Genomic DNA, 18,481 nt, shown 5'->3' on the forward strand with positions numbered 1-18,481 from the left:
GTCTAAGCAGAAAAAGAACTGCCACAACCACAAGTCGATTCTGCATTGGGGTTGTTGAACACAAAACCCCTGTTGTTCAATCCATTCACGTAGTCGACCTCCATCCCAATCAAATACATCGTATGTGTTTTGTTGAGAATAATCGGAATGCCATCCACTTCAAACTCCATGTCTCCGTCTTTCTTCAAGTCGAAGCCCAAAATATAACTCATGCCAGAACATCCTCCACCCTTCACGCCGACTCTTAATTGATGTGTATCAGGCACGTCTTTTTCGTATAGCAAGGTTTTCAGTTCATTAATTGCACCTTGTGTAAATTGAACAGGAGGCGTATCTAATAAAGTAGTTGGTCTTTCTTTTGTTAATTCACTCATGATACTGTGTTTTTTTATGTACTCTTCAACAATTCTACCACAAAAATAGTTCTTTTGAAGAACAGTTGCCAATTAAAAATTCACCTCTAATATTGAAATATCCAATATCAAAGCCCCAAATTCCTACCGATACTGCTTCAAAAAAACAATATACTCCTGCCAATCATTGTTGGATTCACTAAATTCAAAGGTTTCTTGAACAACCTTGTAGTTGTCAATATCTTGGACATAGTGGTAGCCAAATTTTGCCAAGTCCAGTTTGCTTTTTTCAAATTCAAATAAGGTCATCAACTCCTTCAATTGTTTAAATTGCAGACATTTTCCACTAATCAGCTGTTTGGCAGCCTGCAATTTTCGGTTTTCAAACTCCTCTTTTACCAACGACGATTTAAGGTTCACAATTTCCGCATCCTTCAATGGCGTAGTACACAGAGGCGTAGGAGAAAGGTCGGGAACACTAAAAAACGTCAGGCGACCCGACTTAGGAGCAGCAGGTACACTCGCTGTGGAAGCATCCGAGACAGTTTTATAAGCAATCTCTACAATGCCTTTGGGGTTCGTTGTGATAGGCGATTCCTTGTCGTAAAACACTCCATAATTGTCAAATTTATTTTTGGCAATATGGTAGGTGTAAATTGTATTTTCGTGTAAATAAATATTTTGCAGTATTTTTTCGGCGTTTCCGTTATCCGATAATATCAATTGAAGTCGGCAAACAGGCGTAGGAATGTCTGTGACGATTACCGCTTTGGCGTTTTTTGCACTTTGTTGAACATCGTTGAGCCATACCTCAAAAGGTGGACGGTTCTCGCCAGCATCCTCTGGAAAGGTAAAATGGATGCTCGCCGTTTGTCCAAAAGTCACTTGACTGAATGAAAGCAAAAACAGCAAGGCTGTTGGGATGTTAATAAGATACTTTTTCATTTTTGACAATTATTTTAAAAAAGAAAACGAACATGGTTAGAGTTCGCAAATTTGGGTCTATCATATTGGTTTGGGTGAGTATGTGCTGTTTGTTTGAGCAGGCGAAAGCCCAAAATGTGCCTATCTTCTTAGATGGCAGATTTGACGATTGGTTCAATATCTCCTCAGAATATACCGATCCGATTGGAGATACGAATGGTGCATTTGGCTTGGACTTATTGAATTTCTCGATGACCAACAACAAGGACTACCTATTCATTCGACTTCAATTGAATCAAAACATCAAGTTGATAGAAAACAACGACTTATTTCTATACCTCGATACCGATGACAATTCACAAACAGGCAAAACTATTAACGGAATTGGAGCAGAAATTGGTATTGACTTTGGCAACAGGCTGCTCTATATGTATCCTGCCAACAGCCTTTTTACCTACAATTTTGACCGCATCGACTTTCGCAGTTTGCCGACAGTCAGTGGATTCCAACACGAAATCGCCCTTAGTCGTCATGCTTTGATGCCCAATAATAGTACGCTTGTCTTCTCAAATAGTTCTATCAAAGCACTTTTTAAAGACGAAAGCACCTTCAATGGAGATGCTATGCCCAACAATGGCAGCGTGTTCACTTATTCTTTTGAAGAAAACACCCCCGAAGCGAACTCAAACATTAACATAGAAAGGACGCAGGAAAATCACCTCCGATTGATGACCTACAATACACTGCAAAATGGATTAACAGACGGCAGTAGAGCAGGAGCTTTTCGGCGAACTATACAGGCCGTTCAGCCCGACATTATCACCTTCAATGAGTGCTGGGATGTCACCGCTACTTATGCCAAAAACTTCATGGACAATATCTTGAGTTTACCGAATGGATCAGGCTGGCATACCGTAAAATTGGACGATGGCAATATTACCGCAAGTCGCTATCCGATTCTGAAAAGTTGGGAAATATTGGATGGCAATCGACTCACTGCTTCGCTCATTCAATTGCCACGAACCATTTTTCCGAAAGATGTGCTGGTTGTCAATGCTCACTTCAAATGTTGTGGAGATGGTGATGCAAGGCGACAAGTGGAAGCGGATGCTTTTGCGGCATTTATTGCAGATGCCAAAACGGTTGGTGGTAGGATAGATTTACCCGAAAACACGCCTTTCGTCTTGGCAGGAGACCTCAATTTGGTCGGTTCTTCACAGCCTTTGACCACTTTATTGACGGGCGACATTGTCAACAATTTTGTTTTTGGTGAAGATGCTACCTTGGATTGGGATGACAGTGATTTGGAAGACGTTATTTCTCCTCAAACGGGTGATTACATGGCCTTTACATGGTTGGGGGAAGACAGCAGTTTTCCCGCAGGTCGTTTGGATTTTATGATTCACTCCAACAGTGTGATGGAGGTAAAAAAGGCTTACACACTCAACACAACCTTGATGCCGCTTCAAGATTTGGACTACTATAATCTCAATGCCAATGATACCAAAACTGCTTCCGACCATTTACCCAAAATAACCGACTTTGAAATGACAATGACTACTGATATTGCTTCAAAAATAACGCCTCTGCAATTGACCATTCAACCCAATCCTTTTGAAGATGTGCTGCAAATACATTACCAAATCGAAGGCACAAAAAACCTTCAATGGCAACTCTTCAATACTACTGGGCAAACGGTTTGGCAAACGACAACGAATGATTCGACAGGTGATTTGAAACTATCTGAGGTGATGACCGTTTCAGGAGTGTATTTATTGAAGGTGAATAACTTAGAAGGGAATGGACATCAGGTTTGGAGGTTGTTGAAGATGTGATACGAAATATGATAAGCAAGAATTTTATCATTACCACAAAAACAAACACATAACTTACACTTCGAAGATTCATCTGCGAAATCTGTCTAAATTCTAAAATTTGTAATTTAATGTCAACCATACAATTTTCTCACGCCAACGGTTTTCCTGCAAAAAGTTACCAACATTTTTTTGAGTGCTTTGATAGTGATTATCAGTTCAGTTATGTCAATATGTTCGGACATGGAGCCTACAAAGCAGGCCGAAATTGGCAGCAATTGACCCAAGAATTGATTGCAGACATTGAAGCCAAACACCAAGAACCTGTCATTGGAGCAGGACACTCACTGGGTGGAGTCCTCACACTTTTCGCAAGCATTCAACGCCCCGAGTTGTTTGAAATAGTGCTGATACTCGACCCTCCGCTTTTCAGTCCTTGGGTGCGTGTAGGAATAGGCATTTATTACTATTTGGGCTTGTCGAAATACTTCGTGCCGATTGCTAAAAAAGCCAAGAATCGACGTACGCACTTCGATAGTAGGGAACAGGTGTATGAATCTTTTAGAAAAAAATCACTGTTCAAAAACTTTGACGAACAATGTTTTAAGGATTATATTCAACACGGCTTTAAAGATTCAGCGGATGGGAATGGAATAGAATTGGCTTTTTCAAGAGAAGTGGAATACAACAATTTTTGCAGCACGCCCTATTACCTATCGAATACAAAATTGCAGCGACCTACCTATTTTATCCATGCGACCAAACACGGCGTATTGCGACCAAAGGATTTGCAGTATTTGAAACAGACGTTTTCGCCCCCAGCTACTTTTATCCCTTTTGAAGGAGGACATTTGTTCCCTTTAGAAGCACCTGAAAAAACTGCACAATTGCTGCAAAGTATTATTAGCTCCCAATAAAAAAGAAGAAATGACGATAGATAGTATAATAGAAAATCTGTATAAATTATTCAACAAATATCAATTGAATGGAAAGATAGAAAAATGTCCTTGTGGATGTATTTCCGAAGAAGAAGAACGAAAATCTACTCAAAAACTCTTCGAGAATTGAGGGTTGATGATATTGGTTTTTATAGCAATAAGGCAACTCTAATAGGTACTATTTAATCTGAAATCGTTAAGCTTCTTCAAACAAATCTTCTGTCACTACCAATACAAAAAAAACTTATTCTACTTTACCCTGTATTTATTTTTATTTGATAACCAAAGTATTTTGCATAATAATTTATTTATTGCTTGCGAAATTTCTGTGAAAATAACACTTTTGGCGAGCAATAGGGATTTATTGGTGGCGAAATGTGTGTAAAAATGATGGTTATAGCGGGGAATAAGAATTTCAAAGATTCCTGTTTACTAACAGTATTTTTCATTCTTATTCACTACTTACTTCACCTACAAACTATCTTTCACTCACTCACTCACTCACTTTTTCCTCTTCTCATATTTCATCCAATACCTTTCCTCCGCTTCCATACTTTGTCCAAAACTATCAATTAAAAACTTCATTATTCCCTTCTCGCTTTTATAAAATTGTAGTCGTTTCTTAGCAAACATTTTTTTGGGAAGCATGTAGGCTATTTCATCATTTATTTTTGGTGAGACAAACCCATACTTATAGCTTTGATTGTTTTTTCGCATTTCCCAACGAATATTTCCTTCTACTAAAGTACTTTGACTCAGTTGGTAATCCTCGTCTTTGTATCGAAACCCTATAGAAATCCACTCCGTCACAGAACTCATGACTATAGCTGAGTTACATTCAATTAATTCATCCAAAAATATTCTATTTATCTCACTACTCGTAAGACTATCTGTTTTCCCTACAAATTGGTCATACAAACTAAATAACTTATCCTCGGTTAAGTCAAACATTTTCAGTTCCAATTCTTCTACCAGATAAGGTCTATTAATGTTAAATTCCGACCTACTTCCATTCTCTTCATTTTGCTGATAGTCATCACACAAGTTGTCGACCAAATACTGAATTTTTGAAGCAGAAAACGATTTGTTTATATTCTGTGTTTTACAACAGTCTTCAAGTAAATTCTCGCCGAATTCTCCATCCTTGAACTCCATAATGTCATTTTCAACAAAAAGATAATCAGCGATGTATCTTTGTTTGTTTTTTGAAAGGCGATAGGTGATTTTTTCATTCCTCACTTTTCCTCCACGAATTTCTTTTTGATTGATTGTACCTCGCCAATCATAACCAAGATGATAGTGTATTCTGATTTTTTCGGGTAATTCGGAGTTTTCCTCTTTAACCGAAATTCTTTTTTCATTCGTGAAGCCCATCAGAACGAAAGCAAATAAAAGCCAGAGTATTGAGTTTTTTTGGTTCGTTTTAAAGTCAAAAGACAGCTTTGATTCCATATTGAATTATTTGCTTTTTATCCGCATTTTATTCGCTTTTATTTCACCTCCAATCCCTCTTCCACACTTTCCCCATTCCCTTCAATCACCACCTGATACTTCCCCGCCTTCAAATAAAACACCTCATTGTCCGCCTTCTTCAATGTCAAAGATTTCCCTCCCTCGGAGGGATTAAGGGAGGTTTCCTTGTTCAATTCCTTCTCATAATCCGAAACTTTATCCGCTTCAAGGCTCAAATCGTACTCCACAAAATTATAGCCCGAAGTAGCAGGTTGTTCCCACTCCTTCAATACCAAACCATCCGCTGTTTTGACCTTCAATTGCAGCGTAGCCGCATCTTTCACATAGACAGGAATTTTTACTTTTGGAATATCTGCCTCCCGCCAAGCATTGCGTTTATTTCCCCAACGACTGCTTGCAGAAATGGATTCAATGTCAAATACATACAAAGGTTTGGACAAAATAAAAGGCGTGGTTTTTTGGAGGTGTTCGATGGGAGCGATGTAAATTGAGCGTCCATGTGTACCAATTACCAAATCATTTGCAGTCGGATGGACCACCAAATCATGCACAGGAACAGCAGGCAAGTCTTTGGTCATGCCCATGAAAGTTTGCCCTTTATCGAGCGACACATACACACCATGATCAGTGCCAACATACAAAACATTGGCGTTTTTGGGGTCTTCTTTGATAACATTGACGGGTTCTTTTGGCAAGTTTTTACCAATTTGATTCCACGTTTTGCCGTAGTCAAACGAGGCATACACGTAGGCATTGAAGTCATCCCAACGGTAGCCATTTAAGGAAGCATAAACCGTACCTTCTTGATGGGCAGAAGCAACGACTCGGCTGACCCACATATCTTCTGGCAATTTGTCCGAAATTTTGGTCCAATTGTAGCCGCCATCTTTGGTGATGTGAATGTTGCCATCATCTGTACCGACGTATATCAAGCCAAACTTCAAGGGCGATTCATGAATCGTGCTCAAAGTGCCATACGGAACATTTCCTTTTTGCCCGCCTTTGGTCAAATCTCCCGAAAGCGTTTGCCAATCATCGCCCTGCTTCATGGAGCGGTGAAATTTGTTGGAGCCAAAATACACAATGTCTTGTTGGTGAACGGATAGGTGAATTGGTGCTTGCCAATTGAAGCGAAGCGGACGTTCACCCAATTCATGCACAGGTCGGATAAATTCGTAATCGTCTTTTTCAACATCAATGCGGTAATAATACCCAAACTGAAAACCTGTATAAACTGTATTGTTGTCACGAGTGTCAATCGCTACCTGCATTCCATCACCTCCCAAAAGCCCTTTGTAGGGATACACTCCGTATTGATGCCATGCCGTACTTGCTTCATACTCACTGCTTCCTTTCCAAACGCCATTATCTTGCAGCCCACCATAGACATTGTAGGGTTCGGCCATGTCCACATTGATGGCATAAAACTGCCCAACGGCAGGGGAATTGCATTTGATCCAACTTTCGCCATCGTCATACGAAATATTGATTCCTCCATCATTGCCGTTTATCAAGTGTCCGTTTTTGTCGGGATTGACCCAAAGAGCGTGATGATCGGCGTGCACATTGTCGCCATTGATGGATTTGAAGGTTTTGCCACCATCTTCTGACCGCAAAATAGGCACACCCATGATGTAGATTTTGTTGGGCGTTTGGGGAGCGACTCGGATTTGACCGAAATAGTAACCGTAGGAATAATACAAGTCATCAATATAGTCCTCATGCGTTTTTTTCCAAGTTTTGCCGCCATCAGTCGAGCGATAGACTTCTGCTCCAATAACAGGCGTATCAAACAATTGTGAATTGGCATCCTCCAAATATTCGACCAAAGCAATCGGCAAAATTTGACCGTCTTTCACCATCGTTTGGACTTTTTCGGCAGTGTATTTTTTAGGAAAACCATTGTCCTTCAAAAAGGCTTCAATGCGTTTTACAGGCAGATCTATGAACAATTCTCTGGTCATTTGCCGCAACTCGTCTTTGGTCAGTTTGTCCTTTTCGTCGTCTTTATCCTCGTCTTTTCTGCGGTTTTGATTGTCCAACACCGCATAAATGCCGCCGTCTTTGTGGTGCGCCAAACCGATTCTCCCCACACCTTCTCCTGTCGGAAAACCACTTTCGGGAGTTGTCATGAGTGTCCAATTTTCGCCACCATCCACACTTCGGTAAATGCCTGATGTTTCGCCTGAACCTACAAAATCCCATGCTCGACGGCTTCGGTGCCACATGGCTGCAAAAAGCACTTCTGGGTTATCACCTTCCATCAACAAATCAACGCCGCCTGTATTTTCGTCCACATAGAGTGTTTGTTTCCAAGTATTTCCGCCATCGGTTGTTTTGTAAATCCCCCGTTCTTCGTTGGGAGAATACAAATGCCCCAACACTGCCACCCAAGCAGTATTGGCATCTTTGGGGTGCAAGACGATTCTTCCGATATGGTGTGACTCCAACAGACCCAATTGCAGCCAATTTTTGCCGCCATCCACGCTTTTATACATGCCCATGCCTGCATAAGACGAGCGGCTGGAGTTGTTTTCACCCGTTCCAACCCAAATCGTTTGAGGGCTAGTTTCCCAATTGACGGCTATGTCCCCAATGGTCATAACTGCCTCATTGTCAAAAACGGGAGAGAAAGTTGTGCCGTTGTTTTTGGTTTCCCACAATCCGCCTGAAGCATAAGCCACATAAAAATGAGTGGGATCTTTGGGGTTGACCGCCAAATCGGTCACACGTCCACTCATCACCGTGGGTCCTACTGAGCGAAAAGGGATGTTTTGGACAATGGCGTTTTTTTGGAGTGCTTGCCGTTGGTCAAAATCTGCGATGCGTTTGATGGCTTTCGTTGCAGCGGGTTGTTTTTGAGCGTGCATATCGGAATTGAAGGAAAAGGAAATGAATAAGATAAATGTAAAGAATGTGGGTAATTGCAGTTTTCTCATAGGGAATAATGGTAAAGGTTTTGATTATTCGGAGAAAGATAAGCAATTATTTGACTTCTTTACAACCTTCTCAAACACTATTTTCTATTCTATCTCGGTTTATTGAAGTTTGCTCATGTCTCAAAAATTTCCTTAAAAACGATCAAGGAAGATGAGGCTAATCATTGATAATCAATTTCTGCGTAAGGTGGTCTTTCTTTGTAGCCAACTTAACTAGTAATACTGTACCATATTCCATTTCCTTCAAAGTGAGCGATAGATGATTTTTGCCAACAACCGTTTCGTTTTTGGGAACTTTCTGTTCATGCACGATTTTTCCTTCAATGTCAAAAATTTGAAGCTCAACCTCGCTTTGATAAGCCATCTGAAAGTCAATATTCAACACGCCATTGTAGGGATTCGGGTACATTTGCATTCGCAAGTCTGCAATGCTTTGAAGGTTGATTTCATCTATTCCAACGGTTTTTTCTTTCACCACAAATACCTTGAAAATTTGGCTACTCGCTTCACTCTGCGCTCCCGTATTGCTCCAAAATATATTCTTTGCCGAGCTGCTGATGCCGCCGTATATATAGCCCACCAAAGTCGTATCTGCCTCCAAATCATCCAGTTTCAATACTCCATTGGCATATTTTGACAGCCCTTCAATGGGAATCAACTCCGAACTTGCGCCCAACAAAGCGGGCATTTCCACAGGGAGCTTGTATTCGGTCATCGTGCCATCTGCCGTTCTCGTCACCCTTGCGATGGTTTTGACAAAAGGCACTTCATCGTCTTGCACCAAGACTCCATCCGCTTCGTAGTACTGTGCAATACCTCCAAAAAATACGGTGTGCATTTCGTTTTGTTCGGCACCGAATACAGGCAATACGGCACAATGGTAATGGTTGTAATACTGAGAAAATGAATTGTTTACCTCATAACCTTCCGCATCAATGTTCACACAATTGAGGAAGGGAACATTGGCCGTTTTCTGAAAAACTCCCGAAAAAGCCGTCAATCCTTCTTCGCCATTGGGCATGATTTGAGGCACTACATTGTAGTCTCGGCGGTGGAGGTTTTCGGTATCAGTGATGCCCTCTAAATGTCTGATATTTAGAGTTGTCCCATCGTCGTCTATTTCAAATTTTCGGATGGCATCGGTGTATTCTTGGGTAAATCCTGGACCATGGTCAGGTCCCATCGGGTTGTAGCTACCTTCAAATTTTTGTCCGCCTACCAAATAGTAAACCGCACCTATTTTATTGAGATGCCCGCCTGTAACTGCAAATTGTGGGTCTGTAATTTGCCTAAAATTCTCTGCAAAATCAGTTCCGTTCACAATCGCTTCTATCGTAGCAGGAACGTTGATGGCGGTCAAATTAGCGTAGGTCGTATGTTCCCCTTTTGTACTGCTATATCCATAGCCTCCAATGACATATAGATAATCTCCCTCTTGATTAAACTCCATGTTGGTGGAACTCAATTGTTCCCGCATACCGACTGACAATGAACTCAATGGAGTTGCCCACGATTGTCCTGCTACGGGGTCAATGACCATCAACTGGGTATTGTTTCCCGACGCATCAAAGGCTGCAAAGGGTTGTCTTTGGTGCAATCCGTCCAAACGCCCGCCTACAATGAGCCATTTGCCATTGTGCTGTCCAAAAGCGTAGGACTGTATGCCTCCTACTCCTTCAATATCAATGGGTTCTAATTGAATATTGAAGGGAGTTTGTGAATGGATGTTCCATGATGATATCCAAAGTGCGAAAACTAAAAGTATATTTCTCATTTGATTTGTTTTTTGACTGTGTAAAAATAGGCAGCTTCATTCTTTAGCTGTGTAACAAAGGTTACGTTGTAGCTAGAAATATAAGAGAAATTAGACTTTGGACGAGGGAGCGTAAAAATGAGACAAGCGATATATCTCCTATATCGCTTCCCACTTCTTTCGTCCAAAGTCCAAAGTCTAAAAACAAATCACTACTCCAAATAATAGGCTCCTGCAACGACCATTTCTTGTGAGTTCAGTTCTTTGAAGGTTACAAAATCACTATTTACTTGCACCTCCTCCAACAATCGTTTTTTGAACAAATCGCCTTCAATCAAATACGCATAATAATCATTTCCCTCTTTCACTACAGCCTCCAAAGGCAAACCGACTACTTCGTGTGGAGCTACTTCAATTTCCGCATTGACAAACATTCCCGCTTTTGCAATTTCACCCTGTCCTTTTTCGATATGGCAATGCACCTTCAATGTACCCGTTTCTTCGTCTATCATAGGATTGAGTTTCACAATTTCTGCTTCAAACTGTTTGGGACTATCTGGCAAACTGAACAGCACTTTCTGCCCTTTTTTCAACAAAGGAACATCTTTGGACAATACCTGCAACTCCAAGTGAATGTGGTCATTATTGGATATTTCCATTAGTCTATCTTGCGGTTGTATCATCTGCCCTTTGTTCACAAAAACCTCATGTACATAGCCCGATTGATTGGCATAAATGGATATTTTAGATTGAAAAGCTTGATTTTGCTCCAAAGCATCTACTCCAATACCTAATAGCTCCAATTCACTCCTCAATCCCTTGTATTTGGCGGTCAAAAAATCTTTTCGAGAAAGCGTTTCGTCAAAGGTTTTTTGGGGCGTAGCGTTTTCCGATTGCAGCAAACGTTTGCGCTCAAAGTCTTTTTGCGCCAATATCAATTCGGCTTTGGTTTCCAATAGAATACGCTGTTTTTCGATTAGATTGGGATTCACAATCGTAAACAACAAAGCTCCTTTTTTGACATAATCTCCTGGCAAATATTGAAGGTGTTCGATGAAACCCTCACTTTTGCTGTGTACCGACATTAACTCGGTTGGGGGCACTTCAATTCGCCCCGTACAACTCACATCTTGTTGAATGACTTTGATTTGCAACCCCCCAATTTTGACCGATGAATTAGCCGCCAAAACGTCTTTCACCAACAAAGGAGCATTTTCTTCCTCTGATTCGGCTGTATTTTCTGCAATTGCAGTGGTTTCCTGTGGCTCGTCTGAATGTTGACAAGCCTGAAAAAATAAGGTGATAATTAAAATGAAATATATTTTGTTCATTGCTGATTTTATTTAATTTGTGTTAGATAATTGAGTTGAAGCACTTGCTCATTGAAGGACTTTACATCCTCCAAATAGGTATTTTGACGAGCGAGCAAACGCTCTTGTATTTGGCTAAACCGCAAAAAATCAATCTCGCCCTGTTCATACTGTTTTCTCGCCTTTTCCAAAATAATGGCTTGTTTGGGGAGGAGTGTATTTATGTGGACTTCAATGGATTGCTCAAGGCTTTGTAAATGATTCTTCAAGACAGCAATGTCGTGTTCAAATTGTTGGATTTGAAGACTTTGTTTGTTGTGGAGCATCTGCTGGTCCATCTCCCATTGCTGCATTTTCACCTTACTCGCTCGCCTATCTATCGGAATTTGAACACCAACTGCAATGCCTTGAAAAACAAAGGCTTTTTGAAGTGATTGGGCAAAATATCCCGCACTCCAATGGGCTTGCTTCGAGCTGATGTTTTCGAGCTGAATTTGTTTGTCCAATGCTTCCTTTTTGCGTTGATACACTTGCAGGTAAATACTTTTGTCGGCATCCAAAATCACTTCATTTTTGGCTAAAGGCTGCAAAGTTGTAGCTTTCAATGAAATGCTATCCTCCAATAAAGCCAATTTTCGGATATTCGCTTCTGCCAATTCTGTCTGACTTTTGGTTTGGTTTTGAGTCTGTTGGAGGCTGATTTTTTCGCTGTTGAACAGTTCAAAATCAACGATGTCAATTTCTCCGACTCGGTGCTGCAATTCGATTTTGGGCTGTAATGTCTCGTACAATTGAAGGATGTCTGCGCCCAACTGCTGTTTACTGTTCCAGTATTGCCAATCATTGTAGGCAGCTTGCAAGTCGAATTTTAGATCGGTGAGCATCCATTTTTGTTCGGCATCTAATAAAGCTATTTTACTGTCAATCAATTCTTTTTCTGCCGTTTGTGCCTTTTTTTGAAGCAAAGGACTGATATCTTGACGGATGTTGACTTGGTGATCAAAGCCCAAATCGTTGATTTGTCCGCCTTGGTATTCCATCGAAAAAGGCGACCATTGACCGATTGCATCTTTGTTCAAGGCTTCGCTCTGTTTCTCCAATGCAAGGTTTTGAATTAGTGGGTGATGCGTCAAAGCATATTCATATACTTCTTCAAAATTTTCGAGGCTCTGGGCATAAGAAATCCCATTGAAGCCCAAAAGAAAGAGCAAGGTCAATACAGCTTTTTTGAGCCATTTTTTTCTGAAAAGCAGGTAATAAAGCGTGGGTAAAATGACCAAGGTGAGCAGCGTAGAACTGATCAATCCGCCAATCACGACTGTCGCCAAAGGTCGCTGTACTTCTGCTCCATTGCCTGTCGAAATCGCCATCGGCAGAAAACCCAATGCTGCCACCAATGCGGTCATCAACACAGGACGCAATCTGGACAAACAAGCAGTGCTGATTAGTTTCTTAAGGTCTTCAAAATCAACAGATTTTAATTGTTTGATGGCACTCAATAAAACAATTCCGTTCAGCACCGATACACCAAACAAAGCGATAAAACCAATTCCTGACGAAATACTGAAGGGCATTCCTCTCATCCACAATGCCAAAATTCCTCCAACTGCCGACAAAGGCACTGCCATGAAAATGATCAGGGCATCTACTACCGAAGAAAAGGCGAGATACAGCAATAATAGAATGAGTGCCAATGCAATGGGGACAGCAATTAACAAGCGATTGCGGGCGTTTTGAAGGTTTTCAAACTGTCCGCCGTATTGAATTTCATATCCTGCAGGAAGTTTCAATTGTTGAGTCAATTGCCCCTGAATGTCCTCTACCAAACTCGCTACATCTCGGTTTCGTACATTGACTCCGATGGTGATGAAACGGCGAGCTTGTTCTCTAGAAATTAACATGGGACCTTCAATGGTTTCAATTTTGGCAATTTCATTGATAGGAATTTGCTGTCCATTGACGGTGTTGATGGTTAATTGTGCCAAATCTAAGGACTGTCGATATTCGGGAGCGATTCGCACCACCAAGTCAAATTTTCGCTCTTCTTCAAAAACATCTCCGACCTGCTCGCCTGCATACGCTGCTCGAATAACCTGATTGACCTCCGAAACATTCACGCCATATTGCGCCAATTTTCCTCGATTGTACTGTACCGAAAGTTGCTGCAAACCATCGGTTTGGTCTACTTTTACATCCCCTGCACCATTGATTTGCTGGATGATTTGAGCGGCTTCATCCGCTTTGCTTTTCAGCAAGGCGACATCTTCGCCAAATATTTTGATGGCAATATCCGATTTTGCGCCTGTCATCAACTCATTGAAGCGAAGTTGGATGGGCTGGGTAAATTCAAAACCCGCCCAGGTGATGGGCGCAAGTTTTTCCTTCATTTTTGCCATCAATTCTTCTCTCGAATCGGCAGAAGTCCATTCTTCCTTGTTTTTCAGAATAATCATAATGTCTGCATCTTCAATTGCCATAGGGTCGGTCGGAACTTCGGCAGTTCCTATCTTGGAAACTACATGCTCGACTTCGGGGAAATGCTCCAAAAGGATTTTTTCAGCCATTGTAGAAGTATGTATGCTTTCGTTGAGCGAACTCCCTGGCTTGATGGATTGCTGCATGGCTATATCACCTTCCTCCAATGTTGGTACAAATTCTGCTCCTAAACGACTGAATAAGAACAGAGAAAATACAAACATAAGGATGGTAGCCAATATGGTAAGCACTGGGATTTTGAAGGAAAAGCGTAGGGTAGGTTGGTACATTCTCTTCAAAAAATCAATGAATCGGTCAGCCCAGTTTTTTTCACTTTTGATTTTTTTGCTCAAAAACAGCGATGCCATCACAGGTACGTAGGTCAAGGAGAGAATCATCGAACCGATAATGGCAAAACCTACAGTCTGTGCCATAGGTTGAAAGGTTTTGCCTTCGGTGCCTTCTAAGGTGAGAATCGGGATGAATACCACCAAAATAATCAATACGCCAAAGGCTGCGGCTCGGTAAATTTTTGAAGTGGAAACTTGCACGATGTCGTCCATTTCGGATTGACTGAGTTTTTTGCCGAGATAGCCGAGGGTCAATGTGTGCAGCAGGCTTTCGACAATAATCACCGCTCCATCAATGACAATCCCAAAGTCAATCGCTCCCAGAGACATCAAATTGGCGGAAATGCCAAAATAACGCATCAAGATGAGGGCAAACAACATGGAAAGTGGGATGACGGATGCCACAATCAAGCCTGCTCGTAGATTGCCGAGTAGCAACAACAAGACGAAAATCACAATCAAACCGCCTTCTGTCAGATTGGTCCGAACAGTGTCAATGGTTTTGCCGATGAGTTTAGAGCGATCCAAGTAGGGGTAAATTGTTACTCCCTCGGGTAGAGATTGGGCGATGGTTTCGATTCGGGTTTTTACGTTTTGAAGCACCTCGGACGAATTTGCACCTTTGAGCATCAAGGTAATGCCTCCAACAACTTCTCCATTTCCGTCCATGGTCATTGCACCGTAACGCTTGGCACTACCTATGCCAACTACTGCAATATCGCTCACTTTGATGGGAACGCCTGCTTGGTTTTTTACCAAGATATTGTTGATTTCTTCAATGGTGGCAACCTTGCCTTCGGTGCGGATGTAGAAAGAGTAGGGACCGTTTTCGATGTAACTTCCGCCGCTGTTTTGGTTGTTTTCCTCCAAAGCGTGTAGTACATCGGGAATCGTCAGTCCATAGGTTTTGAGCATGTCGGGCTTGAGGGCGACTTCGTATTGCTTCAAATAACCACCAAAACTGCTAACTTCAATAACTCCTTTTGTACCATTGAGTTGACGCTTGACAATCCAATCTTGGATGGTGCGTAGTTTGGTGGCATCGTATTGGTGTTCGTGTGCTTTATCTACCGTCAAGACATACTGATAGATTTCGCCCAAACCTGTGGTAATGGGCATCAATTCGGGTTCGGTCAAGTCCGTAGGCAATTCGGCTTTTGCCACATTGAGTTGTTCTTGAACGTATTGCCGAGCCGTCATGATAGGGACGCTTTCTTCAAAAACGATGGTGATGACCGACAATCCATAGCGAGAAATGGACCGCACTTCTAATACATTTGGGATGTTGGTCATAGCTGCTTCGAGCGGATAGGTAATCAACTGCTCGACTTCTTGAGGGGCTAAAGTGGGGGCGGTACTGACGATTTGCACCTGATTGTTGGTGATGTCGGGTACGGCATCTAAGGGAATTTTGGAGGCAGAAAAAACGCCAATGACAATCAGTGCCAATACACCGAGCATCACCAGAAGTTTGTTCTCCAGTGAAAAACGAATTATTTTATCAAACATATTTTTTTGTACGCTTTAATTGAAAATTAAAAGATTTGGATGGCGAGAGGAAAGAGATTTTTGAAGTTTCCTTTTAAGAATACATGGATTTTCAGACATCTCATATATTCAAGAATAAACTTCAAAAGTTTCCTATCACTAAAATCTTTGATAAATAAGAAAAATGGTTCTTCAATTAAGCGAGACAAGGAGGCGCACGAAGAGGGGAAGGGGAAAAATAATACGGAGCTGGTAGATTGTCCTTTGTTTGGAATTCAAGGTTGAAGGAAATAGCGGCATCTTCCATCAAAAGATTTTGCAAGTGAGCAAACAATGGAAGTGCGTCCCATAGAAGGAGTTGAAAATCAGACTGAAATTCAAAATTATCCCCCTGAGAAAAACATTCCAAATGCCCTTTACCCATATCGTTGTGAAAGGTCAAAGACAGCCAATCAAACAGATTGTTAGCCGCTTGGTGTTCCTGATTGTGCTTTGTTTCACTCATTTCGCTGTGGTGCAAATGAGGTGTAACATTGTGCAGAAAGAGGAAAAAACCTGCTATAAAAAATAATATGTTGCCTATTTTTTTGATAGAGTCTATTTTTCTGCAAAGGTAAGTTTTTTTTTCTTTTCTCATAAAGCAACATTTCTTACATTATAAGAATAGAAAAGTAAAATCTCTACTGATTTTCTATATTTGTCCTTCTATAAGGTTTCTGTAAATCAGCCAATAATCACTTATGTTCAATCCTTCAAAAATAACTTTTCCACAAAAAACACACCAATGGATGGCTTTGGCTGCTATTTTGGTGATTACTTTTTTGTGTTTCACTCCAACCTTGACCAGTGATTTCATTCGCACTTGGGATGATGGGGTGTATGTTACCAACAACAATCAACTCAAACCTTTGTCCTTTGAAACGGTTCGGAAAATATTTACAAGCACCGTTGGAAGTAACTACAATCCCTTGCCAATTTTTACCTTTGCTATTGAAAAACAATTGTTTGGCTTCAATCCTTTTCCTTATCACTTCAACAATGTCCTACTGCATTTAGGCGCAACAGCTTTGGTGTTTTGGTTGATATTGGCGATGCGGATTCGCTGGGAAGTAGCGGTTTTTGTCAGTCTTTTGTTTGGCATACATCCCATGCGGGTAGAATCAGTGGCGTGGATTACCGAACGCAAAGATGTGTTGTTTGGCTTGTTTTACATTGCAGCATTGATAGCCTACACCTACAGAATCAGGGCTTTGAAGGAAAAGCAGAGGCAAAAAGCTAGGAAATATTTTTGGTGGTGTTTTGCTTTGTTTATCCCTGCTTTGTTCTCCAAAATACAAGCCGTTTCTTTGCCCCTTTCCCTGCTCGCTTTAGATTATTACTTCAAACGCCGTTTGAGTTTCAGGCTGTTGTTGGAGAAAACACCTTTTTTCCTTTTGTCTTTGACTTTCGGTTTGATGGGTGTGTTTTTTTTGGACAAAACGGGGGCATTGGGTTCCAATGATGTATTCCGTTTGAGTGAGCGACTATTGTTTGCGCCCTACAATCTGTGTGTCTATCTCTACAAACTGTTTGTTCCGTATCCAATGGCGACTTTTTATCCCTATCCCAATCGTATTGCAGGTTGGTTGCCAACGGTTTATTATGTTGCGCCTCTTGTGCTGTTGGCGGTGACGGCAGGAGTGCTTTGGAGTTTGAAACATACGAGAGTGCTTGCTTTTGGCTTTTTGTTTTTCTTGTTCAATGTGGTGTTTGTATTGCAGGTAGTAGGAGCAGGAGCAGCTTTTACAGCCGATCGGTTTACCTATATTCCCTACCTCGGTTTGTTTTTTGTGATGGGAATGGGCTTGAATTATTTGCTGCAAAAATTTCCGCAATCGAAGACGGTCATTCTAAGCATTTCTGCTTTGTATCTTCTCAATTTGGCTTTTTATACTTTTCAGCACTCGAAAGTCTGGAAAAACGATGAAACACTTTGGACCTATACGATTGAGCATTACCCTCGTGCATGGCAGGGTTTGGTGAATCGGGCAGATTATTATGGCCGCAAAAACGATATTCCAAAAGCATTGGCGGATTATGACCAAGCCATCAAAGTGAACAGCGGTTTTGTGGATGCCTACAACAACCGTGGCAACCTCTATTTTCGGCTCGGCAAAGACCTGCTTGCCCTTAAAGACTACGATAAAGCCCTGCAAATTCGCCCAAAAAACCACCGTGCTCTGGGCAACCGTGGAGCGATTTACTACCGCATGGGGCAATACCAAAAAGCCCTGCAAGACCTCGACAAAGCGCTCGAACTGAACAAAAACTATGAGGATGGGTATTTGAATAGGGGAGTGGTACACAGTGTTTTGGGGCAATACCCTCAAGCAAAGGCGGATTTTGATGAATTGCTTCGCCTAAGCCCAAATCACGTTTTGGCGTTTTATTGGCGGGGTTTGGCACTGCAAAACATGGGCAATTTTCCTGCTGCTATTGCCGATTTTACCCAAGCGATTCAACGCAGACCCAAAAATGGAACTTTCTATGTGAGTCGCTCGCAGGCTTACAAGGCTTTGGATAACAAAAAGAAAGCTTTGGCAGATGCAAAAAAGGCGCGGGAATTGGGGGAGCAGTTGGAGAAGGGGTATTTGGAGGGGTTGGAGTAGATTTAATTCAAAGAAT

11 protein-coding genes are annotated in these 18,481 nt (G+C 41.5%); 3 read left to right on the top strand and 8 right to left on the bottom strand.

All coding sequences use genetic code 11. The features are described 5' to 3' along the window. Window positions 1-2 precede the first annotated feature (2 nt). Together R3E32_14085 and R3E32_14090 are read right to left on the bottom strand one after the other, a co-directional pair. Window positions 3-374, bottom strand: a complete 372-nt coding sequence (locus R3E32_14085; GenBank protein MEZ4885858.1) for an iron-sulfur cluster assembly accessory protein — start codon at window positions 372-374, stop codon at window positions 3-5. A 123-nt stretch (window positions 375-497) separates the two neighbouring features. Beyond that, window positions 498-1,298, bottom strand: coding sequence for a DUF4476 domain-containing protein (locus tag R3E32_14090; GenBank protein ID MEZ4885859.1), 801 nt, complete (start codon window positions 1,296-1,298; stop codon window positions 498-500). A gap of 32 nt (window positions 1,299-1,330) precedes the next feature. Between R3E32_14090 and R3E32_14095 the strand changes: the two genes are divergently transcribed. After that, window positions 1,331-3,112: a T9SS type A sorting domain-containing protein gene (locus R3E32_14095; GenBank protein MEZ4885860.1), complete on the top strand. Its 1,782-nt coding sequence runs from the start codon at window positions 1,331-1,333 to the stop codon at window positions 3,110-3,112. Window positions 3,113-3,222: 110 nt separating this feature from the next. Then, on the top strand, window positions 3,223-4,008 hold the full coding sequence (locus tag R3E32_14100) for an alpha/beta hydrolase (protein ID MEZ4885861.1): 786 nt from the start codon (window positions 3,223-3,225) through the stop codon (window positions 4,006-4,008). A 522-nt stretch (window positions 4,009-4,530) separates the two neighbouring features. Here R3E32_14100 and R3E32_14105 read toward each other — a convergent pair. From R3E32_14105 to R3E32_14130, 6 genes are all read right to left on the bottom strand, one after another. Next, window positions 4,531-5,481 carry a hypothetical protein gene (locus R3E32_14105; GenBank protein MEZ4885862.1) on the bottom strand — a complete coding sequence of 317 codons (951 nt, stop codon included), beginning with the start codon at window positions 5,479-5,481 and terminating at the stop codon, window positions 4,531-4,533. A 38-nt stretch (window positions 5,482-5,519) separates the two neighbouring features. Then, the gene (locus tag R3E32_14110) at window positions 5,520-8,441 is read right to left on the bottom strand and encodes a hypothetical protein (GenBank protein ID MEZ4885863.1); all 2,922 of its coding nucleotides are present in this window, start codon (window positions 8,439-8,441) and stop codon (window positions 5,520-5,522) included. 157 nt (window positions 8,442-8,598) lie between these two features. Then, window positions 8,599-10,215: a T9SS type A sorting domain-containing protein gene (locus tag R3E32_14115; protein MEZ4885864.1), complete on the bottom strand. Its 1,617-nt coding sequence runs from the start codon at window positions 10,213-10,215 to the stop codon at window positions 8,599-8,601. A gap of 191 nt (window positions 10,216-10,406) precedes the next feature. Next, window positions 10,407-11,525 (bottom strand): efflux RND transporter periplasmic adaptor subunit, encoded by a 1,119-nt coding sequence (locus R3E32_14120; GenBank protein ID MEZ4885865.1) that lies wholly within the window; start codon window positions 11,523-11,525, stop codon window positions 10,407-10,409. An 8-nt stretch (window positions 11,526-11,533) separates the two neighbouring features. Beyond that, window positions 11,534-15,838 carry a CusA/CzcA family heavy metal efflux RND transporter gene (locus R3E32_14125; GenBank protein ID MEZ4885866.1) on the bottom strand — a complete coding sequence of 1,435 codons (4,305 nt, stop codon included), beginning with the start codon at window positions 15,836-15,838 and terminating at the stop codon, window positions 11,534-11,536. A gap of 175 nt (window positions 15,839-16,013) precedes the next feature. Then, window positions 16,014-16,454: a hypothetical protein gene (locus tag R3E32_14130; protein ID MEZ4885867.1), complete on the bottom strand. Its 441-nt coding sequence runs from the start codon at window positions 16,452-16,454 to the stop codon at window positions 16,014-16,016. 103 nt (window positions 16,455-16,557) lie between these two features. Between R3E32_14130 and R3E32_14135 the strand changes: the two genes are divergently transcribed. Then, on the top strand, window positions 16,558-18,465 hold the full coding sequence (locus tag R3E32_14135) for a tetratricopeptide repeat protein (GenBank protein ID MEZ4885868.1): 1,908 nt from the start codon (window positions 16,558-16,560) through the stop codon (window positions 18,463-18,465). Window positions 18,466-18,481 lie beyond the last annotated feature (16 nt).

This window comes from Chitinophagales bacterium, from assembly GCA_041392475.1.
Classification (GTDB): domain Bacteria; phylum Bacteroidota; class Bacteroidia; order Chitinophagales; family UBA2359; genus JAUHXA01.